Origin of the sequence: Halorubrum amylolyticum, assembly GCF_004114995.1 — an archaeon.
Lineage (GTDB): Archaea > Halobacteriota > Halobacteria > Halobacteriales > Haloferacaceae > Halorubrum > Halorubrum amylolyticum.
Genome location: NZ_SDJP01000001.1, coordinates 365214 through 390177 on the forward strand (window position 1 = coordinate 365214; position 24964 = coordinate 390177).

Below are 24964 nucleotides of genomic sequence, written 5' to 3' on the forward strand. Positions count from 1 at the left end.
TCGAAACAGAGAAATTGGTTTCAGTCGTCGTGACCGCTCGCGACCAGTTCGCGGGCAGTTCGGAGGTCTTCGAGAGCTCGTTCGTGATGTTCGATTGCCTGCGAGAGACAGCGATCGACGTGCTCGGCATCGAGATCAAAGTCGTCGTGAGTGACGTACAGCAAATACCGTTCAAGAGATGTATTTGTATTCGCTTGTGCGTCCATGAGCGACTTGATGATAGTCCAATCGAGATCAGGAACTCCTTCGCGATCGGGCTTCATTTCACGCTCACCGGTACACCCTTCATTCGCTTCCACTGGATTTGACACTCATTCATTATTTTTCGGATCTTCCGAAGCGTTCGTCTGTTGTGCTCATGTCGAACCAGTTCGGTGGAGACAGATGGAACAGACGTGAATGTAGTTTAATATGAAATGAAAGAGAATAGGTCACACTCCCCATCCGCCACCACTTGGTAGAAGTCTCGGGCCTCGTCGCTTGTGCTAAAGCCATAGTACTCATATTTTCGTCATAGTTCTTAGTCTGTTGTCAGTCTTCGACTCGTCGACAGACCGACACAGGAGTACTGTGAATACCACTGTAGACGAGTCGCACGCTATTGGAAGGATTACTGTTCATACTATTAGTATGTACCGTCACAAGACACAAATAGGTTCAAGAAGAGGTCGAAATTGATGAGCTCTGAAGCGAGTGTCTACCTCGACACACAGAAGTTCGAGTTGTGATCTAGCCGAACACAGCATCCCGTGGCGATATACGCCCGTTCGCGCGACAGGCAGTTTTCCAGCTTACCCAACCATATTCGGAAGGCCTCTCCAACCGTTGATCGTGGTATCAACGCTATCGCCGTCACCTCTCTCTAGCTCCCCCATTTCGATCTGGCCCGTCGATTGAACCGAGTCAGTATCGGGACGCAAGACGATTCGTCTGGCTCACCACACCGTCAGAAACGATCGGTTCGAAGTAGAGTCTACTGTGTTTGGTACCGCGTTCAGTACCCGAGCTGTTCGCGCACGAGGACGACCGTCGTCCGGCCCTCCTCGGTCTCGCGGCGGTAGATGAGCTGCTTGGCGAGCGCCGACTCGACGCCGTACGCCTCCTGTGCGCGCTCGTTCTCCAGCGGGTACGCGACCGACTCCAGCCGGTCGAGCGCGTCGTCGAGCGTCGGGACGATCTTGTTCGTGCCGGTGACGATGACCACGTTGCCGGCGGCGAACGGGTACGCCCCGATCCGGCTGCCGGAGAGGTCGGCGGCGACGAGCTCGCCCGTCTGCGCGACCGCGTTGATGCCGCCGAGGAAGTAGTCGGCCGTCTGCGACTCCCGGCGCGCGGTCTGTCGCTCGGCGTCGTCGTCGATGCTCCAGATCTGGCCGGGGAGGCTCTCCCACTCGTGGTCACCCTCGCCGAGGAAGTCGTCGAACCCGATCTCTTCGAGAGTCGTCGAGTGACCGTTCATGACGGACGCGTCCGCGGGGATCTGCGACCGTACCGCGTCGAGCGCCTCGTCGGCGGAGTCGACGACGACGACATCGAAGCCGCGCTCCTCGAGGTTCGCGACCGTCTCCTCGACGGTCGCGTCGTCGGGGAGGTCGTCCAGTTCCGCGTCGATCTCGGCGTCGTCTGCGTAGTCGGCTTTCTGCTGTGGCATTGTATGGGAAATCGAACGGACCGCGCCGCCTCTCGCGCGCTCGCGGCGGACCCGTCTCGTGGTCGATCGGAGGCGCGGCCGACACTTAACGGCTCGCGAACACCCGTGTCGGGGGGTGACATCGGTGTTATCCTCGTGTCGACGGAGCGACTGCTCGGTCGGTCGTCGAGCGACGAGCCGGCGGCTCCGCGGTCGTCGCGTCGGTCGTCGATAAAAATCGCGTGTCGTCGAGGCCCGGACGGGGCGCGCGACGGTCGGTCGGCGGGTCGGTCCAGCGAAGCGGTTGCGGTCGGCGTTGGGGGTGCGTGTGTCCTATCGGACGTGTACGCCTCGCGGGTCGCGTGCGCTCACGGGACGTATCGTCCCGTTCGATTCGGGGTCTCTCTTCGGTCGACCCCGCTCGCTCCCCGCTCGGTATCGAGGTTCTTTCAGAACCTCGCTTACATCGCACCGCCCATGCCGCCCATGCCGCCCATGCCGCCGCCCATTCCGCCGGGCGCGCCGCCGGGGCCGCCCTCGTCGCCGCCGTCGTCGGTGCCGCCGCCCTTGAGGTCGCCGGCCGCGATGACGTCGTCGATGCGGAGGATCATGACGGCCGCCTCGGTGGCGGACTCGATGGCCTGGGTCTTGACGCGGAGCGGCTCCACGACGCCCTCGGCCTCCATGTCGATCACGTCGCCCGTGTAGGCGTCGAGACCGGCGCCGAACTCGCCGCCGTCGTGGCGGGAGCGGAGGTCGACCAGCGAGTCGATGGGGTCGAGACCCGCGTTCTCGGCGAGGGTGCGCGGGATGACTTCCAGCGCGTCGGCGAACGCCTCGACGGCGAGCTGCTCGCGGCCGCCGACGGAGTCGGCGAAGTCGCGGAGCTGCAACGCGAGCTCGGCCTCGGGGGCGCCGCCGCCGGGCAGCACCTTCCCGTCGAGCAGCGTCGTGCGGACGACGCCGAGCGAGTCGTCGATGGCGCGCTCGACCTCGTCGACGACGTGCTCGGTGCCGCCGCGGAGGATGAGCGTGACGGACTTCGCCTCCTCGACGTCCTCGACGAAGATGCGCTCGTCGCCGCCGATATCCTTCTGGGCGACGGAGCCGGCGAAGCCGAGGTCGTCCGTCTCGATGTCGTCGAGGTTGGAGACGACGCGGCCGCCGGTCGCGCGGGCGAGGCGCTTGAGGTCGTCGGACTTCGCGCGGCGGACGGCGAGGATGCCCTCCTGCGCGAGGTAGTGCTGGGCCATGTCGTCGATGCCGTCACCGACGAAGACGACGTCGGCGCCGATGTCGACGAGGTGGTCGACCATCTCGCGGAGCTGCTCCTCTTCCTGATCGAGGAACTGCTGGAGCTGGTCGGGGTCCGTGACGTTGACCTCGGCGTCGATCTCCGTCTCCTTCACTTCGATGGCGCCGTCGAACAGCGCCACGTCGGCGTCCTCGACAGCGAAGGGCATGTTCTCGTCGACGCGCTCCTTGTCGACGATGACGCCCTCGACGAGCTCGGACTGGTCGATCGAGCTGCCGACGACCTTCTCGACGGAGACGTTCTCCGTGTCGATACCGTCGTCGTCCTGGACCGCCAAGACGGCGTCGACGACGAGCTCGGCGAGCAGGTCCTTGGAGTTCTCGGCGCCCTTGCCCGTCATCGCCGTCTCGGCGATCTCGACGAGCGTGTCGTAGTCGTCCGCGGAGACATCGATGGCCTCGTCTTCGAGGATCTCCTTGGCCTTCTCGGCGGCCTGACGGTACCCCTGCGCGAGCGTGGTCGCGTGGATATCCTGATCGAGGAGCTCCTCGGCCTGATCGAGGAGCTCACCGGCGACGACGACGGCGGAGGTGGTGCCGTCGCCGACCTCCTCCTCCTGCGTCTCGGAGACCTCGACGATCATGTTGGCCGCCGGGTGGTCGATGTCCATCTCCTTCAGGATGGTGACGCCGTCGTTCGTGACGACGACGGACCCGCCGGAGTCGACGAGCATCTTGTCCATCCCTTTCGGGCCGAGCGTTGTGCGGACGGACTCCGCCACCGCCTTGCCGGCCGTGATGTTCATGTTCTGCGCGTCCTTTCCGGAGGTGCGCTGCGACTCCTCGGAAAGTACGATCATCGGCTGGTTACCCATCCGCTGTCGCTGGGACATATCATCCCTTGATTGTTTGTGATTCTATATAAACCTATCGCTCGTGGCGTGCGAAACCGCACCACGGTGGGGGGAGTATCGGTTGGTATGCGGTGCGTTCACACGGGTGTTTATATAGAACTACAGATCGAGCGTTGAGGCGCGGGGTCCCGCCACAGTCGAACGATTAGGGCTTTGGAGGGTTCCGCTCTTTTCGCTGCCCGGCGGATTCAGCTTCGGCGGCGTCGAATCTCGTCCGAACCAGCCAGTACGCGACCGGGAGACAGCAGGCGAACGCGATCGGCCAGACGGTCAGCTGTGAGGTGGGATCGGGCGGCGACACGAGGTTCCCGGCGACCAGTCCGCCGAGGCCGGCGACGACGACGATGGCGGTGGCTCGTTCCGCTCGGTCCGGCGGCCACTCGCGGGGGCGTCCGCGACGCCACCACAGGAGGTAGTAGAACAGCACGATTCCCGAGAGCGGCGCGAAGACGCCCCAAACGGCCGGGTGGGCACTCCCGCGAGCGCGCGCATCGAAGTTGACCCATACGCCGGTCGCGAGCCAGACGAACAGCACGAGGGCCGCGCCGAACGCGGCGAACGCGGCGACGGGCGTGAACTGGAGGGACACGGTTCGGTGGTCCGTCCGGTGAATACGTAGGGTTTCGCCCTCGGAACGAGAAGGGTCCGTGTGATCACTTTTCCGCTGCCATCCGCCTAGCCGCGCCGCTCAAGTGCCTCCGCCGCCAACGACGCGTATCGTGAGCGACGCCGACTCCCCCCTCTCCGAGGACCGTCCGACCGTCGACCGCTCCCTCCGCGTCGACGCCCCGTTCGAGCCCGCGGGCGACCAGCCGGAGGCGATCGAACAGCTGGTCGAGGGGTTCGAGTCGGGCGCCGACAAGCAGACCCTGCTCGGCGTGACGGGGTCCGGCAAGACGAACACCGTCTCGTGGGTCGCCGAGGAGCTCGATCAGCCCACCCTCGTGTTAGCCCACAACAAAACGCTCGCCGCGCAACTCTACGAAGAGTTCAGGAATCTTTTCCCGGATAATGCAGTAGAATATTTTGTATCCTACTACGACTACTACCAGCCGGAGGCGTACGTCGAGCAGACGGACACGTTCATCGACAAGGAGATGTCGATCAACGAGGAGATCGACCGCCTCCGCCACTCCGCGACGCGGTCGCTGCTGACGCGGGACGACGTGATCGTGGTCGCCTCGGTGTCCGCGATCTACGGGCTCGGCGACCCGCAGAACTACCGCGACATGGCGCTCCGCTTGGAGGTCGGCGAGGAGGTGGGCCGCGAGGAGTTGCTCGCCCGGCTCGTCGACCTGAACTACGAGCGCAACGACGTTGACTTCACGCAGGGCACCTTCCGCGTGCGGGGCGACACCGTCGAGATCTACCCGATGTACGGGCGGTACGCGGTCCGGGTGGAGCTGTGGGGTGAGGAGATCGACCGGATGATCAAGGTCGATCCGATGCACGGCGAGGTCGTCTCGGAGGAGCCCGCCGTCATGCTCCACCCGGCGGAGCACTACTCGATCCCCGACGACAAGCTGGAGCAGGCGGTCGCGGAGATCGAGGACCTGATGGAGAAACGGGTCAGCTACTTCGAGCGGCAGGGCGACCTCGTGGCGGCCCAGCGCATCGAGGAGCGCACCACCTTCGACCTAGAGATGCTCCGCGAGGCGGGCTACTGCTCGGGGATCGAGAACTACTCGGTCCACATGGACGACCGCGAGTCCGGCGACGCTCCCTACACCCTCCTCGACTACTTCCCCGACGACTTCCTCACCGTCGTCGACGAGTCCCACCAGACGATCCCCCAGATCAAAGGGCAGTACGAGGGGGACAAATCCCGGAAGGACTCGCTGGTCGAGAACGGCTTCCGGCTCCCGACCGCCTACGACAACCGCCCCCTGACGTTCGAGGAGTTCGTGGAAAAGACGGACCGGACCCTCTACGTCTCGGCGACGCCGAGCGACTACGAGCGCGAGACCTCGGACCGGATCGTCGAGCAGATCGTCCGCCCGACCCACCTCGTCGACCCGAAGGTGGAGGTGGCGGAGGCGACGGGGCAGGTCGAGGACCTCTTAGAGCGGGTCGACGATCGGATCGAGCGCGACGAGCGCGTCCTCGTCACCACCCTCACCAAGCGGATGGCCGAGGACCTCACGGAGTACTTCGAGGAGGCCGGGATCGACGTGGCGTACATGCATGACGAGACAGATACCCTCGAACGCCACGAGATCATCCGCGACCTCCGGCTCGGCAACATCGACGTGCTCGTCGGCATCAACCTGCTCCGGGAGGGGCTCGACATCCCGGAGGTGAGCCTCGTCGCCATCCTCGACGCCGACCAGGAGGGGTTCCTCCGCTCCACCACGACCCTCGTCCAGACGATGGGGCGGGCCGCCCGCAACGTCAACGGCGAGGTCGTCCTCTACGCGGACCGGACGACCGACTCGATGGAAGCGGCCATCGAGGAGACCCAGCGCCGCCGCGAGATCCAGCTGGAGTACAACGCCGAGCACGGCCACGAGGCGACCACCATCGACAAGCCGGTCGGCGAGACGAACCTCCCGGGCGCGAAGACGGACACCTCGAACGTCAGCGTCGGCGACGTGGAGAGCCTCGAGGAGGCGAAAGCGCAGATCGAGGCGCTCGAAGAGCGGATGGACGAGGCCGCGAGCAACCTGGAGTTCGAGCTGGCGGCCGACATCCGCGACCGGATCGCGGAGCTCCGCCGCGCGTTCGAGCTCGACGGCGGCGACGACGGCGTGCCGGCCCCGATGATCGACGAGTAGCCGGGCGTGGCGGCCTAGACCGCGACCGTCCTCGCACCGGCGCCGATTCTCGCGCGCCGAAACCCGCGACGACGGGGTTTTTATTCGCGACCGTCGGAACGCGTCACATGAAGCGCCGCGCAGTGGTGGCCGGCCTCGCCGTCGCCAGCGCGGGCTGTACCGACCGCCTCCACGACATTGCCGCCTCCACCCCTCGCGACCTCGCGGTCCGGAGCCGCTACGTCGACGGGAACCCGCTGGTCGACGGCCGCAGCGTCCGCGCCCGTCCGGCCGAGCTGTTGACGCACGCGGCCTCTTTCCGGTCCGCGGCGGCGGCCCGCGGCGCGGTCCGCCCCGACACGGCCGAGACGCTTCGGTTCGTCGATCGAACCGACTTCGTCGACGACGGCGGCGACGCGGTCCTCGTGGTCGCACAGCGGCTCACGGCGCCCGAGGTCCAGCTGCGGCTCGGCGGGATCAGCCGCACCGGGGACCGCGACCTCCGGGTCGCCGTCGACCAAGCGGGGGTCCGCGGTGAGATCGAGACCGACAACCCGGTCGTCAAGACGCTCCTGTTGCGGCTCTCGGACGAGCGCGGCCCGCCGGAGCGGGTGATCGTCACCATCGGCGGCGAGCGTGCCGGCATCACGGTGTGAGCGCGGGCGGGGTCCGCGGGACTTCCGCCTCGACTCGGTCCCGCGATCGTTTTGTGGCCGCGACGCGTTCGGGCGACCATGTCACTCCGCAGTCGGCTTCTCGGATCGGTCCTCCTCGTCGCCGGTGTGGCCGCGCTCGGCCTCGCGGTCGTCGTCGCGCCCACGGTCGCCCCCGCGTCGGCCGACGCGTCGCTCATCGCTCCCTCGCCGTTCTCTTGGGTCGCCGCACCGGCCCTCCTCGCGGTCGGATCGGTGCTGCTGGTCGCCGGCGGGAGCGCGCTCGCGGGCGCCGGGCCCTCCGCGCGCGTGACTCTCCTCGCGCCCGGCGTGGGAGCGGTCGTCGCATTCGCCCTCGCCGCCGGAATCGTCACCGCGCCCGCGGCGGCTCTAGCTGCGCTCACCGAGACGGAGGCGATCGCGACCGCGCTCGCCGGACCCCCGGGCACGATCGTGGCCGGCGCCGTCGCCGGGGCGGCGATCGCGCCCGTAATCCGTGCTGCGACCACGGAGGACACGGTCACGCTGCTCGTCGCCGCGGCTCTGCTGCTCGCGTCGGTCGCGTCCGCGTCCGACGCTCCCCTCCCCCTCGCCGCCGGAGGGACCGCAGGCGCGCTCGCAGTTGGGACCCTCTGGGCGGTCGATCCGGAAACGTGGCGGCCGTGAACCGCCCGCCCTCGATCTCTCGGTCGCCCGCGACCAGTCGCCCGATCGCCCGCAACCAGTCGCCCGCGTTCAGTCGCCCGGTCGCTCGCTTTCGGTCTCAAGTTCGATGTCGCGGTCCGCCTCGCGCATTTCCCCCTCCTCCTCCTCTTGGCGGGCGAGATCGACGTCGCGGGCCGCGTCCGCGTCCCGGGTCTCGTCGGTCCGAAGGTCGCTGTCGGCCACCGTGTCGAGCTGTTCGAGCGCGCTCTCGATGTCCTCCAAGCCGAGGAGCTTCTCCGTCTCCTCGTCGAACTCCTTCCCCTCTAACCCCTCCATCTGCTGCACGTCGGAGCCGGAGAGCGCCTTGCCGTAGCGGCCGACGAGGCTGGTGAGTTCCTGCGGGAGGACGAACGTCGTCGATTCGCCCTTGCCGATCTCTTCGAGGGTCTCCATGCCGCGCTCGATGATGGCGCGCTCGCCCATCGATTCGGCGGAGCGCGCGCGGAGGACGGTCGAAATCGCGTCCCCCTGCGCTTCGAGGATCTGGCTCTGCTTTTCACCCTGCGCGCGGATGATGTTCGACTGCTTGTCACCCTCCGCCTGTTCGATCGCCGAGCGGCGTTCCCCCTGCGCTTCGAGGATCATCGCGCGGCGGCGGCGCTCCGCGCCCGTCTGTTGCTCCATCGCGCGCTGGACCTCCTGTGAGGGGCTCACCTCGCGGACCTCTACCGCCTCGACGCGAATTCCCCACTCGTCGGTCGGCTCGTCCAACTCCTCGTTGATCCGGTCGTTGATCTGGTCGCGCCGGGAGAGTGTGTCGTCGAGCTCCATGTCGCCGAGAACGGCCCGGAGGGTCGTCTGTGCGAGGTTCGAGACGGCGTTCTTGTAGTCGTCCACTTCGAGAAACGCCTTCTTCGCGTCCATCACCTTGATGTAGACGACCGCGTCCGCGGTCACCGGCGAGTTGTCCCGCGTGATCGCCGACTGGCTCGGCACGTCGATCGTCTGGGTCCGCATGTCGAACGCGTACGTGCGGGAGACGAACGGCGGAATCAGGTGGACGCCCGGTTCGAGGAGCTTCCGAAACTCGCCGAACACCGTGAGCGCCTCCTTGTCGTAGGCGTCGACGATCTCGACCGCGCTGACGACCGTGACCGCCGCCACCAACACCGCGAGCGCCCCGACTCCGTAGACGAGGCTCTGGCTGAGGAGGGCGAAGCCGACGAGGAGCGCGCCGGCGAGCGCCGTGTACTGCCAGACGGCGTCCGGGATCGACCCCGTCCCCTCCTCGATCTCGAAGGCGTCGTCGCGCGGACCTTGTGTTCCCATAGCCTCAGTTACGGCCCGACGCTGTTAACGGTTGGCACGAGACGGCCGTCTTCGCCGGAATCACTCGGGGCGTCGTCTCCAAAATCGCTTGGGCGGCGCCTCCGAGATACCGGAAACGCCCGCGACGGTCGGGCGGCTTTAAGCGCTCGGCGCGCGCATGGCGAGGTATGCCAGCCGACGAGGACGACACCGATCACGAGTTCCACACGCGAAGCGTCCACGCGGGATCGGACCCGGACCCGGCGACCGGGGCCCGCGCCACGCCAATCTATCAGACGACCTCCTACGAGTTCGAGGACGCCGACCACGCCTCCCGGCTGTTCGCGTTAGAGGAGGCGGGCAACGTCTACTCGCGGATCATGAACCCGACGAACGCCGCCCTCGAAGAGCGGATCGCCTCCCTCGAAAACGGCGTGGGCGCGGTCGCCACGTCCTCGGGGATGGCGTCGCTCGATCTGGCGACGTTCATGCTCGCGTCCGCGGGCGATAACATCGTCTCCTCGTCGGCGCTGTACGGCGGGACCTACACCTACCTCACGCACTCGGTCGAGCGCCGCGGGATCTCGACGCGGTTCGTCGATCCGCTCGACTACGAGGGGTACGCCGACGCGATCGACGAGGACACCGCCTACGTCCACATCGAGACCATCGGCAACCCGGCGCTCGTCACGCCCGACATCGAGCGGATCGCCGATATCGCCCACGACCGCGGCGTTCCGCTGTTCGTCGACAACACGTTCGCGACCCCCTACCTCTGCCGTCCGCTCGACCACGGCGCCGACCTGGTCTGGGAGTCGACGACGAAGTGGCTCACGGGCAACGGCACCACCGTCGGCGGCGTCCTCGTCGACGGCGGGTCGTTCCCGTGGAGCGAGTACGCCGAGAAGTACCCCGAGATCGCGCAGGACAACCCCGCGTACCACGGGATCAACTACGTCGAGGCGTTCGGCGACGCCGCGTTCACGTTCGCCGCGGTCACCCGCGGGCTGCGCGACCTCGGCGACCAGCAGTCGCCGTTCGACGCGTGGAACACGCTCCAGCAGACCGAGTCGCTCCCGCTGCGGATGGATCGCCACTGCGAGAACGCCGGGATCGTCGCGGAGTACCTCGACGAGCACGAGGACGTGGCGTGGGTGAACTACCCCGGACTGGAGAGCCACGAGACCCACGAGGAGGCCAGCGAGTACTTAGAGGGCGGCTACGGCGGCATGATCACCTTCGGGCTGGAGGGCGGCTACGAGGCCGCGAAAGGGACCGTCGAGAACGCGGACCTCGCCTCCCTGCTCGCGAACGTCGGCGACGCGAAGACCCTCATCATCCATCCGGCGTCGACGACCCACCAGCAGTTGACCGAGGAGGAACAGGAGGCCGCCGGCGTCACCGGCGACATGGTGCGGCTCTCCGTCGGCATCGAGGACCCCGCCGACATCGTCGCCGACCTCGAAGCGGCGATCGAGCGCGCGTCGGCGTAACCGACCGCGAGGCGGCCGTCTCCTCTCATAAGTCGTCGTTGTCGAACTTCCAGAGCCCGACCAGCGGCGGCGCGATCGTCCAGAACACGAGCATCGACACCGCGGAGATCTGCTGATTGACGGTCTCACCGGAGAGCAGCTGATCGCCGAGGAACGCGTTGGACAGCAGCTCGACGCCGGTCGTCGGGTTCGCGACCCGCAGGAACACGCTGACCTGCTGTTGGGACACCGGCAGCGGGTCGACCAGCCCGCTCGCGGCGTCAAGGAACTGCCCGGTGACGGCGCCCCAGAGCAACACGAACAGGACGTAGATGGCGACGCCCCCGATCAGCGCGCGGCGCTGCGTCGCGGCGGCCGCCGAACATCCCACCGCGATCGCGACGAAGACGACGCCGAGGACCGCGGCGAAGACGGTGTACCCGAGGAACGCGCCGACGTTGAACGTCGCGATCTGCCCGACCTGAGAGAGCGCGAGCAACACGATCCCCGGCAGCAGGAAGCCGGTGACGACCGCGAGCGACAGCGCGGCGCCTCTCCCGATAACCTTCCCGAAGACCACGTCGGCCCGGGAGTGCGGCAGCGACAGGAGCAGCTTCAGCGAGCCCGACTCGCGCTCGCCGCTCACGGCGTTGTATCCGACGACGATCCCGACAAGCGGGACGAGCGTCGTCACGAGGAAGGGGCCGACGAAGAAGCGCAACAGCAGCTCGGTCGCGAACTGCTCGCCGCCCTGTCCGCCCGGTCTGACGACGACGGCGAACGCCGCGACGAGGAGCGAGAACAGCGCCACGAGCGCAAACATCCCGCGGGAGCGCGCGGCGTCTTGGAAGTCCTTCTCGGCGAGGGCGGCGAGGCTCATCGGCTCACCTCCTCGGCGTCGGCGGTATCCTCCGCGTCGGCGTCGGCGGTCCCTTCTTCTCCCGCATCCTCGCCCGGCGCGGCGCCCTCGGTGTACGCCAAGAAGAGGTCTTCGAGCGACGCCTCGCGGGTGTGGAAGTCGGCGACTGCGACGCCGGCGTCCTCCAAGGCGCCGATGACCCGCGTCTTCGCCCCGTTGACGCAGCTCACGACGAGCGTGTCGCCGGCGCGGTCGACGCGGCTCACCCCGTCGAGGTTGCGGACCGCGTCGACGCCCCCGTCGAGCGCGCCGTCCCCCTCGGCTGCGCCCCCGCCGATCGCGATCTCCAGCGTCTCTTCCCCGCCGACGGCCTCGCGGAGCCCCTCGACGGAGTCCTCGGCGACGAGTTCGCCCTCGCGTAAGATTCCGACGCGGTCGCAGACGGCCTCGACCTGTTCGAGGATGTGCGAGGAGAAGAAGACTGTCGCGCCGCGGTCGGCCTCGGTTCGGACGATCTCGCGCATCTCTTTCGCGCCCGCCGGGTCCAGCCCGGAGGAGGGTTCGTCGAGGATGAGCAGGTCGGGATCGCCCGCGAGCGCCATCGCGAGCGCGAGGCGCTGGCGCATCCCCTTCGAGTAGCCGCCGGCCTTGCGGTCGGCGTCGTCGAGGAGTCCCACGCGGTCGAGGAGGGTGTCGGGGCCGTCGTCGGCCTCCTTCGAGCGGACCGCGAATTCGACGTGTTTCCGCCCCGAGAGCCTGTCGTACACCGCGAACCCGTCGGGGAGCACGCCGGTCCGCTGGCGGATCGCCACTCCGTCGGCCGTGGCGTCCTGTCCGAGCACGCGCACCGTCCCGTCGGTCGGCCGGACCAAGTCGAGCACCATGTCGATGGTCGTCGACTTGCCGGCTCCGTTCGGACCGAGGAAGCCGTACACCTCTCCCTCCTCGACGGTGAGATCGAGGTCACGAACGGCCGTGACGTCGGCGAACTCCTTCGTCACGCCTCGCAGTTCGATGGCGGTCATACCGCCCCGTTTCCGCGTCCTCAGATAAAGGGTTGCGGGTTCGCTACTCGCCGGGCGGCCACGCGACCCCGCGTTCGGCGAGCAGATCGGCGAACGACTCTTCGTCGACGACCGGCACGCCCTCCGCGTCGGCGTCCTGACGCTTCGAGCGCCCCGGACTCTCGCCCGCGACGAGGTAGTCGGTGTTCCCCGAGACGCTCGACGTGGCGTCGGCGCCGTGCGCCTCCACGTGCGCCTGCGCCTCGCTCCGGGTCGTCGACAGCGAGCCGGTGAACACGAACGTCAGCCCGTCGAGCGCGTCGCCGGCCGCGGCCTCGACCGGTTCGGGGTCGACTCCGTGCTGGCGGAGCCCCTCGATCGCCGCGCAGTTCTCCGCGTTGTCGAGGAACGTCCGGATCGACTCGGCCACCTCGGGGCCGACGTCGTCGACCTCGCGGAGGTCCGCCCCGTCGGCGTCGAGGACCGCGTCGAGGGTACCGAAGTGCGCCGCCAACGCCCGAGCCGTCGTCGCGCCCACGTCCGGAATCCCGAGCCCGGCGAGAAAGTCGTCGAGCGGCGGGTCGCGGGTCGCCTCCAGCTCCGCGATCAGGTTCTCGGCGCTCGTCTCGCCCCACCCCTCCAACGCGGCGAGGTCGTCGACCGCGAGGGCGTACAGGTCCGGCAGCGACTCGACGAGGTCCGCCTCCCGGAGCTGTTCGACGCGCTCGGGACCCAGTCCCTCGACGTCGAGCGCGTCCCGCCGCGCCCAGTGTTCGATCGCCCGCTCTAACTGCGCCGGACAGCCGAGCCCGCCGGTACAGAACGCGAGCGGGCCGTCGCGCTCGACCGGGGCATCACAGACCGGACAGGTCTCGGGGAAGGCGTAGGTTCCCTCGGAGCGCTTCTCGACCACCTCGGGGACGTAGGGGATCACGTCGCCGGCGCGGTAGATCCGCACGCGGTCGCCGACGTTCACGCCGAGCGCCTCGATCTCGGCCGGGTTATGGAGGGTCGCGCGCGACACGGTGACGCCGCCCACGTCGACCGGTTTCAGTTCGGCGACGGGAGTGAGCCGCCCCGTCCGGCCCACCTGCACCGTGACGCCCTCCACCGTCGTCGTCGCGGTTCGCGGCGGGAACTTGTACGCGAACGCCCAGCGCGGCGCCCGCGAGGTCGATCCGAGCGCCTCGCGGTGGGCGCGGTCGTCCACCGATATGACGACCCCGTCGATCGCGAAGTTCAGGTTCTCGCGGTCGGCCATGAGCCGGTCGCGGTAGTCGAGCGCGCCTTCGATGTCGTCGGCGCGCTCGACCCGGTCGGTGCGCCGGAGCCCGAAGGCGTCGAACGCGTCGAACTCGGCCCAGTGGGTGTCGGGGCGCTCGGGGGGGTCGGGGGGGTCGGCGTCGGCTTCGTCTCGTCCCCCCTCCTCATCGCCGGTCTCCCACCCCAACACGTCGAAGAAGAAGATCTCGAGAGGGCGCTCTGCGACGACCGACGGGTCGAGCTGGCGGAGGGTGCCGGCGGCGGCGTTGCGGGGGTTCGCGAACGGCTCCTCGCCGCGCTCCATCAGCTCCTCGTTGTACGCCTCGAACGCGTCTCGGGGCATGTACGCCTCCCCGCGGACCGCGAGCCGGCTCGGCGGGTCCCCGCGCAGTTTCCCCGGAACCGAACGGATCGTCCGGACCTGCTCGGTCACGTCGTCGCCCTCGGTCCCGTCGCCGCGGGTGGCCGCGCGGACGTACTCGCCGTCCTCGTACACCACCTCGACGGAGAGCCCGTCGAACTTCGGTTCGCAGACGTACTCGACCGCGTCGGGGTCGAATCCCGCCGCGTCGACCCCGCTTCGGACGCGCTCGTCGAACTCGCGGACCGCCTCCGCCTCGGTCGCGTTGTCGATGGAACGCATCGGTGCGACGTGCTCGACCGTCTCCAGCTCGTCGAGCGGCTCGCCGCCGACCCGGCGGGTCGGGGAGTTCTCCGTCGACAGGTCGAACGCGTCTTCGAGGTCCTGCAGCCGGGCGAACAGCCGGTCGTACGTCTCGTCGGCGATTAGGGGGTCGGCCTCCACGTAGTACCGGTAGTCGTGCTCGCGGACCGCCGCCCGGAGCAGCGACGCCTGCTCGGCGGCCTCGTCGTCGGAGAGGTCCGCGACCGGATCGAAGTCGGTCGGCGGCGACTCGACATAGGGGTTCTCGTCCGGGTCCGCGTGCCGGGGCGACGACCCGGAGTGCGCGCTCGTCATCGGCCGATCCTTGCGTCGGCTCGGGTTAAAAGCGACCGTTCGGGGGCGGGCCGGCGATGAACGGCGAGATCGGCGGCTTACGCCGCCCGCTCGCCCGCGGCGAACACCGCCGCCGGCTCCTGCCACGCGGTCACGTCCTCGGTCGGGTCGGCGTCGAGGACGACGAGGTCGGCGCGGTACCCCTCCGCGATTCGCCCCACGTCGTCGAGCCCGAGCAGGGCGGCGGCGTTGACGGTGGCCGCTTCCAGCGCGCCCTCCGGCGAGAGCCCGTAGTCGACCATGTACGCCAGTTCCTTGGGGATGTCCCCGAAGAAGTTGAATGGAGTGCCGGCGTCGGTCCCCATCGCGATCGGCACGTCGGCGTCCAGCGCGCGGTCCCACGCGTCGTCGAAGCGGTCGGCGGCGTCCTCGGCCTTTCGGACGGCGTCTTCCGGAATGCCGGCCTCGACGCCGTGGTCGACGATCCCGCGGAGCGCGCTCGCGGTCGGGACCCAGTAGGTGCCGCGGTCGGCCATCATCTCGGCGGCCTCGCGGTCCATGAAGGTGCCGTGCTCGACGCTCGAAACGCCGGCCTCGACCGCGTTTTTGATGCCCACCTCGCCGTGCGCGTGGGCCGCGGTCGGGGTGTCGGTGGGCGCGGCGGCGTCGGTGAACGCCGCGAGCTCCTCGGGGGTCAGCTCCGGGGCGCCGGTCACCGCGCCCTCGGTGAGGACGCCGCCGGTCGCCATACACTTGAGCACGTCCGCGCCCGCCTGCAGCTGCTCGCGGGCCGCCTTCCGGACCTCGGCCGGGCCGTCGGCCTCGCGCCCGAACCAGTTGCCGTGGCCGCCGGTCATGATCACGTTGCGGCCGCACGCGAGGACGCGCGGGCCGTCGATGTCGCCGGCGGCGACCGCCTCGCCCGCGTCGAGCGCGAGCGTCCCGCGGCTCCCCAGATCGCGGACGGTCGTGACCCCCGCTTCGAGGGCGTCTCGGAGGTTGCCGGCCGCCCGGTAGCTCGCGGTGTAGTCGCTGTCGGAGACCGCGGAGGCCACGTCGGGCCGCCCGTCCATCATGACGTGGACGTGCGCGTCGATCAGGCCCGGCGCGACCACCGACCCGCTCGCGTCGGTCTCCGTGTCGACCGCGCCCTCGCCGCCGATCTCCTCGACCGCGTCCGGCCCGACCGCGACGATCTCGCCGTCCGCGACCGCCACGTCCGCCTCGCGGGTTCCGTCGGCGTCGACCACTCGTCCGCCTCGAATCATGTGCATGCTCTCACAGGGGAGCGTTCGACCCGTAAACGATCGGGTCGCGGTAGTCCGTCAGAAGGGGATTTCGGGACGCGGTAGTCTGTTGTGTGTTAGTTTGTGTCATACACCCGCACCTATAACCGGGCGGCCGCCGACTCCATCCTCATGGCAAGCGATAAACAATCGGGCTCGCCCGGCGGACTGTACGCTCGACGCATCGGGACCCCGATGACCGACGACGAGGTGAACGGCTTCTGGCTGTTCGGGTTCGGCGTGCTGCTCGGACTGGCCGGAGTCGCCCTCTTTTTCCTCACGGAATCGGCGACGACCGCCCGCGGGATCGGATACGCGCTCGCGGCGCTGGCCCCGCCGTTCGTCATGCTCGGCGCGGTGATCCGCTTCCCGCTCCGGCGGGCAGGGACGTACCTCGGGTACCTCGGAACGGCCGTCAGCGTCCTCGGGGTCGTCTGGTTCGTGAACATCTTCCCTGACGGCTGGTTCACCGCCTCCGGCGACCCGGCCGTGATCGCCGTGTACGGGCTCGGGCTCGGGCTCATCGGGCTCGCGGGGACGGTCGTTCCGCTCGTGACCGACCCGGTTCGCGAGGACTACGAGCGAATGCAGAGCGAGGCGGCGGCCGCGGCCGCCGAGCGCGAGGAGACGAGCGCGGAGCTGGAGGCGACCCGGGAGGAGTTGGCGGCGACCGAGTCGGAGCTGAAAGCGACCGAGTCGGAGCTCGCGGCGGCCACCGAGGAGCTGTCGGAAGCGTCATCGGCGCTCGACGCGGTCCGCGCGGAGACCGCGGCGCTGCGTGAGAGCAAGGCGCGGTTCGAGCTGTTCGAGGACGCCGCCGGCAAGCCGCGCTGGCGGCTCCGCCACCGCAACGGCAACGTCATCGCGACCGCCGGACAGGGGTACAGCAGCCGCGGCAAGGCCCAGAAGGGGCTCCACAGCGTCAGGCGGAACGCGCTCGGCGCCGGGCTACTCCGGATCGAGACCCCGGTCGCGGAGGCCGAGGCGGTCGCCGACGACGACGGGGCCGAGCCCGCGGACGCCGCGGACCCAGACGTGGCCGTCCCGAGCGACGACGAGGAGATCGCGAGCAAGGCGACCTTCGAGCTGTTCGAGGACGCGGGCGGGGAGTGGCGCTGGCGGCTCCGCCACGACAACGGGAACGTCATCTCGGACTCCGGCGAGGGGTACGCCTCCAAGTCGAACGCGAAGCGCGCGCTCGGCCGGGTCCGCGAGCACGTCGCCGCCGCGGACTACCTCCGGGTCGACCCGACCGCCTTCGAGGTGTTCCGCGACGCGGGCGGCGAGTGGCGCTGGCGGCTCATCCACGAGAACGGAAACGTGCTCGCCGACTCCGGCGAGGGGTACTCCTCCCGGTCGAAGGCCCGGCAGGGACTCGACAGCGTGCGGTCGAACGCCGCCGATGCGGCCCTCGAAGCGGACGGCGAGGAGGACGGCAAAGAAGGCGACGGCGGGACCCCCAACGCGACCTTCGAGCTGTACGAGGACGCGGCCGAGGAGTACCGCTGGCGGCTCCGCCACCGCAACGGGAACATCATCGCCGACTCCGGCGAGGGGTACGCCTCCGAGTCGGGCGCGCGGGACGCGATCGATCGCGTCCGCGAGTACGCGCCCGGCGCCGACGTGTTGGAGGTCGGCACCGCCGCCTTCGAGATCTACGAGGACGCGGGCGGGGAGTGGCGCTGGCGGCTCCGCCACCGCAACGGGAACATCGTCGCCGACTCCGGGCAGGGGTACGCCTCCCGGTCGAACGCGGTCGAGGGAGTCACGTCGGTGAAGCGGAACGCCCCCGGCGCGGCGGCGGAGACGGTCGAGGCGGGACAGTAAGACGGGGCGGTCGACTCGGCCGAGTAGGTCGGCGGAGAGCGGCGGTCGGTGAGGAAGCGGATTTTTTCCGGTCAGGCCGCCGCTAGGAGCTTCAGCCGCAGCTCGCGCTCGTCGACCTCGTACTTGAACGCGGGGTGGCCGTCGACGAGCACGTAAGGGACGCGCTCGCCGTACGCCTCGGCCAGCTCGGGGTCCTCGTCGACGTCGACCATGTCGAGGTCGATCGCCACGTCGAGGCCTGCGGCGACCCCCTCGATGGTCTCGCGGGCCGCGACGCACAGCGAACAGTCCTCGCGGGTGTACACCGTGACGGGGACGGTCCCCGAGGCGTCCGTCTCGCTCATACGTGGCGGTTGGGCCGGTGGCGCCGAGTCGCTTTCGATCGGTCGGGTACTCGGAGGTTGCTTGCGCGGTGAACGCCTCCAAAGCCCCAGTCGCTCGGCTATACGTGACTGACGACGGATCGGCGGTGAACGCCTCCAAAGCCCCAGTCGCGAGGACTCGGTGCGCTCGCTGCGCTCCTCGGTCGCTCACTCTGTTCGCTCCCTGCGGTGCTTCCGTCGCGCGCCGTCGTCCTCGTGACTGCCCCTTTGAGTCCCGCCCCGCACAGCGCCCGCACCTCACGCCTCCCCAGCCTCGTCAGTCGCCCTCCGCGTTGCTCCGGGCAACTGACTCCCTCGCACGCGCTCCTCGTGGCCTATCGGCCACTCGGAGGCGCGCGCCACCGCACGTCGGTGTGTAAGTAGACACTCGTCACTGCCACAGAGTTCGACCGGCGTCACGGAAAAATCGGGGTGTTGAGATCGCGTCGCCGTCGGCGACCGGAGAGAGCCGAGCCGGCCGTCTACGCGATCTTCTCGTACTGCTCGGAGAGCTTCTCGGCGGCCTCGTCGAGCAGCTCCGACTCGTACTCGTCGAGGTCCCACTCGACGACCTCCTCGACGCCGTTCGAGCCGAGCTTCGCGGGGACGCCGAGCGCGGTGTCCTCGTAGCCGAACTCGCCGTCGAGCACGACCGAACAGGGGAGCACCTCGCCGGTGTCGTTTAAGATTGCCTCGACGGTGTGCGCGACGCCGGTCGCGGGCCCCCACTGCGTGGCGCCCTTCCGGCTGATCACGTCCATCGCGGACTCCTGGAGGTCTTCGAGGATCTCCTCCTTCTCGTCGGCGTCGAAGCTCGGGTCGCGGCCGTTCACGCGCACCTTCGAGAAGGCGGGCGCCTGCGCGTCGCCGTGCTCGCCGAGGATCGTCGCCTCGACGTTCTTCACGGGGGCGTCGAAGCGCTGAGAGAGGACGTAGCGGAAGCGCGCGGAGTCGAGCCGCCCGCCGAACCCGACCACCTTGTGGCGGTCGCGGTCGCCCGCCTCGTACAGGTGGCGGTTGAGCAGGTCCACCGGGTTGGAGGTGGTGACCGTGACGAAGTCGTCGTTGTGCTCGGCGATGGAGGAGCCGATGTCCTCCATGATCGGGGCGTTGTCGCCCGCCAGATCGATCCGGGTCTGGCCCTCCTTGCGCGGGATGCCGGCCGTGATCACGACCACGTCCGAGCCGGCGGTGTCCTCGTACTCGCCCTGCCGGACGGTCGTGTTCGAGTCGTAGGCGACGCCGTGATTGGTGTCGGCCGCCTGTCCGATCGTCGTCTCGCGCTGGTCCGGGATGTCGACGAAGACGAGCTCGTCGACCACGTCCCGCAGCGCGAGGTTGTACCCGGCCGCGGCACCGACGGTCCCCGCCGCACCGATGACGCTCACTTTTGTCATACCGTGAACTCGGGGTCGGGCGGCGAGTAAACGTTTCGGAACCTCACAAACGTCCGTGCGATTTTCCGCGTCGATCCCGCCGGGCCGTCGCGAAAACCCTAACTCCCGCGGCCGCGCACGCTCACCCAGTGCCGACGTTCCGCTACCCGTGTCCCGGCTGCCGGACGACCAACAGCCTCCACGACGCCGACTGCGACTTCGAGGGCGTGAGCTGGCCGACCATCGAGAAGGCGTACACGGATCTCCTCACCGTCCTCACCGCCGAGCCGGACGGGATGGCCGAGTCCACGCTCCGCGAGGCGATCCACGGCGAGTGGGGCGGGCTCCACAAGGCCGCGCTCGGCGCCTTGGAACGCGAACAGCGCGTGGTCGAGGACGGCGACCGACTCCGCCTGCTCACCGCCGCGGAGTTCAAGGAACTCGTCTCCGAACCCACCCGCGACCCGATGCGGACCGTCTACGATCACGGCTCCGTCCCGGGCTGTCACGACAACGCCGTCTTCGCGATGGTGGCGTGGTACGAGATGGTCGGGCTCTCGTGGCCCGAGACGCGCGAGAACGTGATCGAATGGCTCCGCGAGTCCGGCGCGTGGGACCGCGGCGGCTTCGAGGAGTCGACCCCGGAGGAGCTCGTCGACGCCAAGCGCCACGTGTACGACGAGGGCTACGGCTGGAAGGAGAAGGGACAGTCGGCGAAGCGAGTCATCGAGCGACACCGCTGAGCACGACACCTTTACGCTCCGTGTCCACCTCGTAACCGACACATGCTCGACGCCGTCCCCGCGTGGCCCGCCGTCGGTTCGCTCGCCGGCGGCGCCGGCGCGCTCGGCCTCGCGTGGGCGATCCGCGAACACCGGGGTCGCCCCGGCGTCGACTGGTTCCTCGGCGTGTTCGCCGCGCAGGCGACGTGGTGTCTCTCCTACGGGGCCGGACTCCTCGTCACGGACCCGACGCTCCGGGCCGCGCTGGAGGCGACGATGTGGCTCGGCGTGGTCTGGACCGGGATCGCCTTCCTCGGCTTCGCGCTGGAGTACACGGGACGGAGTGACGTGGTTCGGAGCCACCTGTTCGCGGCGATCGTCGGCTTCGGGCTCCTCTCGACGGCCCTGCTGGTCACGAACCCGGCCCACGGCGCGTTCTGGACCGGGTTCGGGTTCGACCCCGCGTTCGGCGTCGCGACCGTCTCGTACGCGTTCGGCCCGTGGACGTACCTCGTCGTCGCCGTCGAGACCGTGCTCGTCGCCAGCGCCGTCTTCCTGCTGGTCGACACGCTGCTCAGCTACGGTCCCCTCTACCGCCGGGAGAGCGCCGCGGTCGCGCTGAGCTCGCTGCCGCCGGGGTTCGCGCTCGTCGCGTGGACGCTGGAACTCGGCCCGGTCCCGCAGCTCCAGCTCGCGCCGCTGATGTTCGTCCCCCACATGCTGCTCGACGCGTACGCGTTCAACCGCGCGGAGATGTTCGACCGCAATCCGACGACCAGCCGCGCCGCCGAGCGCACCGCGATCGACGACCTGACCGACCCCATCGTCGCGCTCGCGCTCGACCGGCGCGTCGTCCGGCTCAACCCCGCCGCCGAGACGGTTTTGCGCGTCGACGCCGAGACCGCCCGCGACCGCCCGCTCGCCGAGTTCCTCGATCTGCCGGTCCGCGTGGGAGACGGCTCAGGGGGCGATTCGGACCCCGATGATCCGGACCCCAACGGCGGCTCCCGCGAGACGGTCGAGATCGACTCCGCGGCCGGAACCGGGCGGCGCACCTACGCCGTGTCGACCTCGCGGCTGACCGACCCGAACGGGACCCACGTCGGGTACACGGTCGTGCTCTCGGACATCACCGATCGCGAGCGTCGCCGCCAGCAGCTTGAGGTGCTCAACCGAATTCTGCGCCACAACCTCCGAAACGACGCCGGAATCGTCCGGGGCTACGGGGAGATCCTCCGCGACCGCCTCGACGACGACGAGCTGGTCCGGATGGCCGACGCGATCGAGCGCCGCGCGGGCGCGCTGGCCGCGCTCGGCGAGAAGGCCGGAACCGTCGAACGCCTCGTCGACGACGGCGACGCGACCCCCCTCGCGGTCGACGAGGTCGTCGCGTCCGCGGTCGCCGACGCGCGCAAGCGCGACTCCGACGCGACCGTCGAGTCAGCGATCGCCGACGGCGACTGGACCACCCGCGTCAGGGAGGACGCGCTCCGAGCGATCGTGGAGAACACGGTGGAGAACGCGCTCGGCCACCACGACGGCGAGGGGACCGAACGCGAGGACGGCGGCCCGTGGCTGCGGGCGTCGCTCCGGCGGGAGGCCGACGACGCCCGGTTCGTCCTCGTCGTCGAGGACGACGGCCCCGGCATCCCCGACCACGAGGTCGAGGCGGTCGAGTCCGGCCGCGAGACCGCGCTCGAACACGGGTCGGGGCTTGGCCTCTGGGTCGTCGAGTGGGGCGCCGCGGCGATCGGCGCCGAGGTCGACTACGCCGACTGCGAGCCGCGCGGGACGCGCGTGAGGGTGTCGATCCCGGTTGTGGATGAGGCGTGACTCGGGAGAAATCCGAATCTTCGGAAGCTCCCAAAACAGCGAATTCGTCCGTTTCAGTCGCTCTGAATGCGGGGGGCTAACATATACGTTGCCTGCCCGAGCCCCTCGGCGAAGCCGTAGTGGAGCTTGACGGGGAACTCCTCGCCGAGCTCGATGGTGACCTCGGCGTCGGAGGGGATCGCCTTGTTCATGTCCTTGAGGTAGTCGAGGCTGAACAGCGAGTCGGCGGGGCCGGCGGTGAGCGCGATGAGGTCCTCGCGGGCGAGCCGCAGGTCGACATCGTCGGTGTCGCCCTCGGCCTCGATGAAGAACGCCTCGTCGGTCTCGTCGACGCGCAGGCGGATGTGGTCCGAGACCATGTCGGCGGCCTTGATCCCGCGGTCGATCTGGGCGCCCTCGACGACGATCTCGGAGGCCAGATCGAGGTCGGGGATGTCCGGCTCCTGTCGGATGGAGTCGGGGTCGATGAGCGCGAGGGTGTACGAGAGCCCGTCGATCTCGATGTGGAGCTTGCGGGTCTCCTCGTCGAGTTCGAGGTGGATCAGGTCACCGGAGTTGGCCATGCCGGCGATGTCCTCCAAGCGGGCGAGGTTGACGCCGATGACGCCGCCGTCGGCCTCGTAGGACTCGAACGCGGCCGCCTCGAGGGTGAGGTCGACCATTCCGACGTTGGCGGGGTCGACGGCCCGGATGGAGAGCTCCTCCTCGTTGAGGCGGATCTTGCACTCGTCGACCAACACGCTCACCGAATCGAGCGCGTCCTGTAGCGTCGACGCGCCCACGATGGCCTTGAACATATACGTTCGGCTAGGGCGGTATCACCTAAAAAGGCACCCGATCTGACCGGCACGGAAACGCTCAAAGCGACCGGATCAGCCGGGCGACGACGACCGCGAGCGTGACCGCGATTCGCAACAGCCGGAGGCGTTCGATCCGATATTCGACCGGCTCGGGATCGCAGTCCTCGTCGCTTTCGGCCCGATCGCGTTCCGACCGCGTGCGCTCCGGCTCCTCGGGAGGGTCGACGCCGTCGCGGGGGCGGTCGGCGTCTCGATCGGGGACGGGTCGATCGAGGTCGGTCTAATCGGGGTCGGTCCGAGCGAGGTCGGTCTGATCGGGGTCGGTCCGAGCGAGGTCGGTCTGATCGGGTTCGGCTCGATCGCTCTCGTCCCGTGCGTCCCGAGACGGGGGAGATCCGTCGGTCGCGCTCGATGCGTCGGTCGTGCCGCTCGGCGTCGGGGGTGCGGGGGTCTCGTCGTACATGGAACCACTGCGACCGACTCGCCGGCCGCACGCGACGATACGAGGTTAATTCATAAGTATTCGAGCCGAATGCAAGGCGGAACTGAAAGTCGTCGGCGATCGGACGGGCTCTCGGACGGAGCCGGCCAGCGTCTCGGGGCGTTCAGATCAGCGGCTCGACGATCTCGCGGCCCTCGGCGAGGAGGGCGTCGACCGCCGCCTCGGAGTCGGCCTCGGCGTACACCCGGAGCTTCGGCTCCGTGCCCGAGGGGCGGACGAGCAACCACGAGCCGTTCTCCAGGAGGAGCTTGAAGCCGTCGAGGGTGACCACCTTCGCGACGCCGTGGCCGGCGATCGACTCGGGGATGTGCTCTTCCAGATCGTCGAGGACGCCCGCCTTGCGGTCGTCTGGACAGTCGAGCGACACCTTCCCGGACGCGATCGCCCCGTGCTCGTCGAGCAGGCGGCCGACCCGGTCGTCGAACGGCTCCGCGGCGTGGGTGCCCGCGGCGAGCAGCGCCATCAACACGCCGTCCTTCTCGCGGACGTGGCCGCGGAGGGTGAATCCGCCCGACTCCTCGCCGCCGAACAGCGCGTCGTGGTCGCCCATCGCCTCGGCGACCCACTTGAAGCCGACCGGGGTCTCGTACACCTCCTCGCCGTGCGCCTCGGCGATCCGGTCGACGAGGAACGTCGTCGAGACGGTCCTGACGGCGGGCCCGGAGTCGTGCTCCAAGAGCCGGTCGTAGCAGGCGGCGTAGAAGAGGTTCGCGTTGAGCACGCCGCGTTCGGGGGTGACCACCGCGATCCGGTCGGCGTCGCCGTCGTTGGCGATCCCAAAGTCCACGTCGCCGTCGGGGTCCGTCACGCGAGCGGTCAGCTCGCCGAGGTGCTCGGCCGACGGCTCGGGCGAGTCGCCGCCGAAGGTCACGTCACGCTCGCAGCGCAGCCGGACGACCTCCGCACCGGCCGATTCGAGGAGGGCGTCGGTGACGCCGCGCCCGCTCCCGTGCATCGCATCGTACGCGACCGTGAGTCCGTCGAGGTCGACGCCGTCGCCCCCGGTCGCGGCGCCGACGACCTCGCGGGCCGCGTCGGCGTGGTCGCTCACGAGGTCGACCCACGAAACCTCGCCGCGCTCGGCCTCCGGGAGCAGATCGGGCTCCGCCAGCCGGTCGACGATGCCCTCCGTGACCTCGGGGAGCGCGGGCGCACCGTCGTGCGGGATGAACTTCACGCCGTTGTACTCGGGCGGGTTGTGCGAGGCGGTGATCATGCACGCGCCGGCGAGCCCGCGGTCGACGATGGCGTGCGCGATCACCGGAGTCGGCGCGTCGCGCTCGGGGAGGAGCACGTCGAAGCCGTTGCCGGCGAGCACCTCCGCGAGGCTCTCGGCGAATCCCTCCGAGGTCTCGCGGGCGTCGTAGCCGACCGCGACCGGCTCGTCGCGGCCCGCCGCCGCGAGGTGGTCGGCGACCGCCTGTCCCACGATCCGCACGCGCTCGTCGGTGAACACGTCGAGGGTGGCCCGCCAGCCGTCCGTGCCGAAAGAGATCCCGTCCATGTGGACTACGTCGGCGGCGGAGACAATAATGCCCGGTGT

General features: G+C 69.2%; 21 protein-coding genes. 7 read left to right on the forward strand and 14 right to left on the reverse strand.

The annotated features are described in order from the left end of the window. Positions 1-20: 20 nt before the first annotated feature. The 4 genes from ESO89_RS01730 to ESO89_RS01745 all read right to left on the reverse strand — a co-directional run bounded on the left by ESO89_RS01730 (position 21) and on the right by ESO89_RS01745 (position 4387). Positions 21-299: a hypothetical protein gene (locus ESO89_RS01730; protein ID WP_128903953.1), complete on the reverse strand. Its 279-nt coding sequence runs from the start codon at positions 297-299 to the stop codon at positions 21-23. A 695-nt stretch (positions 300-994) separates the two neighbouring features. After that, complete coding sequence (locus ESO89_RS01735; protein ID WP_128903954.1) at positions 995-1651, reverse strand: lactate utilization protein; 657 nt, start codon at positions 1649-1651, stop codon at positions 995-997. A 440-nt stretch (positions 1652-2091) separates the two neighbouring features. Further along, positions 2092-3744: a thermosome subunit alpha gene (thsA, locus tag ESO89_RS01740; RefSeq protein WP_128904104.1), complete on the reverse strand. Its 1653-nt coding sequence runs from the start codon at positions 3742-3744 to the stop codon at positions 2092-2094. A gap of 199 nt (positions 3745-3943) precedes the next feature. Then, entirely contained in the window at positions 3944-4387 is a 444-nt protein-coding gene (locus ESO89_RS01745) for a hypothetical protein (protein ID WP_128903955.1), read from the reverse strand. A gap of 130 nt (positions 4388-4517) precedes the next feature. Between ESO89_RS01745 and uvrB the strand changes: the two genes are divergently transcribed. The 3 genes from uvrB to ESO89_RS01760 all read left to right on the forward strand — a co-directional run bounded on the left by uvrB (position 4518) and on the right by ESO89_RS01760 (position 7870). Next, positions 4518-6572, forward strand: coding sequence for an excinuclease ABC subunit UvrB (uvrB, locus tag ESO89_RS01750; RefSeq protein ID WP_128903956.1), 2055 nt, complete (start codon positions 4518-4520; stop codon positions 6570-6572). A gap of 107 nt (positions 6573-6679) precedes the next feature. Continuing rightward, a complete protein-coding gene (locus ESO89_RS01755) occupies positions 6680-7207 on the forward strand; it encodes a hypothetical protein (protein ID WP_128903957.1) in 528 nt (175 codons plus the stop codon). Positions 7208-7285: 78 nt separating this feature from the next. After that, the gene (locus tag ESO89_RS01760) at positions 7286-7870 is read left to right on the forward strand and encodes a hypothetical protein (protein ID WP_128903958.1); all 585 of its coding nucleotides are present in this window, start codon (positions 7286-7288) and stop codon (positions 7868-7870) included. 69 nt (positions 7871-7939) lie between these two features. Here ESO89_RS01760 and ESO89_RS01765 read toward each other — a convergent pair whose 3' ends face one another. Further along, positions 7940-9178, reverse strand: a complete 1239-nt coding sequence (locus ESO89_RS01765) for an SPFH domain-containing protein (RefSeq protein ID WP_128903959.1) — start codon at positions 9176-9178, stop codon at positions 7940-7942. 167 nt (positions 9179-9345) lie between these two features. Between ESO89_RS01765 and ESO89_RS01770 the strand changes: the two genes are divergently transcribed. Further along, positions 9346-10650, forward strand: a complete 1305-nt coding sequence (locus ESO89_RS01770; RefSeq protein WP_128903960.1) for an O-acetylhomoserine aminocarboxypropyltransferase/cysteine synthase family protein — start codon at positions 9346-9348, stop codon at positions 10648-10650. Positions 10651-10675: 25 nt separating this feature from the next. On the opposite strand, the gene ESO89_RS01775 is transcribed toward ESO89_RS01770, so the two are convergent. The 4 genes from ESO89_RS01775 to ESO89_RS01790 form a co-directional block, all read right to left on the reverse strand. Further along, positions 10676-11509, reverse strand: coding sequence for an ABC transporter permease (locus tag ESO89_RS01775; RefSeq protein WP_128903961.1), 834 nt, complete (start codon positions 11507-11509; stop codon positions 10676-10678). Next, positions 11506-12513 carry an ABC transporter ATP-binding protein gene (locus tag ESO89_RS01780; protein ID WP_128903962.1) on the reverse strand — a complete coding sequence of 336 codons (1008 nt, stop codon included), beginning with the start codon at positions 12511-12513 and terminating at the stop codon, positions 11506-11508. The genes ESO89_RS01775 and ESO89_RS01780 overlap by 4 nt, the downstream gene beginning before the upstream one ends. Positions 12514-12556: 43 nt before the next feature. After that, a complete protein-coding gene (gene ligA, locus ESO89_RS01785; RefSeq protein WP_128903963.1) occupies positions 12557-14734 on the reverse strand; it encodes an NAD-dependent DNA ligase LigA in 2178 nt (725 codons plus the stop codon). A 77-nt stretch (positions 14735-14811) separates the two neighbouring features. Next, positions 14812-15987, reverse strand: coding sequence for a metal-dependent hydrolase family protein (locus ESO89_RS01790; RefSeq protein ID WP_128903964.1), 1176 nt, complete (start codon positions 15985-15987; stop codon positions 14812-14814). Between the two features lie 144 nt (positions 15988-16131). Between ESO89_RS01790 and ESO89_RS01795 the strand changes: the two genes are divergently transcribed. Continuing rightward, positions 16132-17826 (forward strand): HVO_2922 family protein, encoded by a 1695-nt coding sequence (locus tag ESO89_RS01795; RefSeq protein WP_128903965.1) that lies wholly within the window; start codon positions 16132-16134, stop codon positions 17824-17826. Positions 17827-17897: 71 nt separating this feature from the next. Here ESO89_RS01795 and ESO89_RS01800 read toward each other — a convergent pair whose 3' ends face one another. Both ESO89_RS01800 and mdh read right to left on the reverse strand, forming a co-directional pair. Beyond that, positions 17898-18170 (reverse strand): glutaredoxin family protein, encoded by a 273-nt coding sequence (locus tag ESO89_RS01800; protein WP_128903966.1) that lies wholly within the window; start codon positions 18168-18170, stop codon positions 17898-17900. A gap of 500 nt (positions 18171-18670) precedes the next feature. After that, a complete protein-coding gene (mdh, locus tag ESO89_RS01805) occupies positions 18671-19585 on the reverse strand; it encodes a malate dehydrogenase (protein WP_128903967.1) in 915 nt (304 codons plus the stop codon). Positions 19586-19713: 128 nt separating this feature from the next. Here mdh and ESO89_RS01810 point away from each other — a divergent pair, with 128 nt between their 5' ends. Continuing rightward, on the forward strand, positions 19714-20307 hold the full coding sequence (locus ESO89_RS01810) for a DUF7474 family protein (protein ID WP_128903968.1): 594 nt from the start codon (positions 19714-19716) through the stop codon (positions 20305-20307). A 42-nt stretch (positions 20308-20349) separates the two neighbouring features. Then, entirely contained in the window at positions 20350-22119 is a 1770-nt protein-coding gene (locus ESO89_RS01815) for a sensor histidine kinase (RefSeq protein ID WP_128903969.1), read from the forward strand. Between the two features lie 53 nt (positions 22120-22172). On the opposite strand, the gene ESO89_RS01820 is transcribed toward ESO89_RS01815, so the two are convergent. The 3 genes from ESO89_RS01820 to ESO89_RS01835 all read right to left on the reverse strand — a co-directional run bounded on the left by ESO89_RS01820 (position 22173) and on the right by ESO89_RS01835 (position 24925). After that, positions 22173-22916 (reverse strand): DNA polymerase sliding clamp, encoded by a 744-nt coding sequence (locus ESO89_RS01820; RefSeq protein ID WP_128903970.1) that lies wholly within the window; start codon positions 22914-22916, stop codon positions 22173-22175. A 283-nt stretch (positions 22917-23199) separates the two neighbouring features. Beyond that, positions 23200-23382, reverse strand: a complete 183-nt coding sequence (locus tag ESO89_RS18855) for a hypothetical protein (protein ID WP_164932729.1) — start codon at positions 23380-23382, stop codon at positions 23200-23202. A gap of 142 nt (positions 23383-23524) precedes the next feature. Then, positions 23525-24925 carry a phosphoglucomutase/phosphomannomutase family protein gene (locus ESO89_RS01835; protein WP_128903971.1) on the reverse strand — a complete coding sequence of 467 codons (1401 nt, stop codon included), beginning with the start codon at positions 24923-24925 and terminating at the stop codon, positions 23525-23527. Positions 24926-24964: the final 39 nt, after the last annotated feature.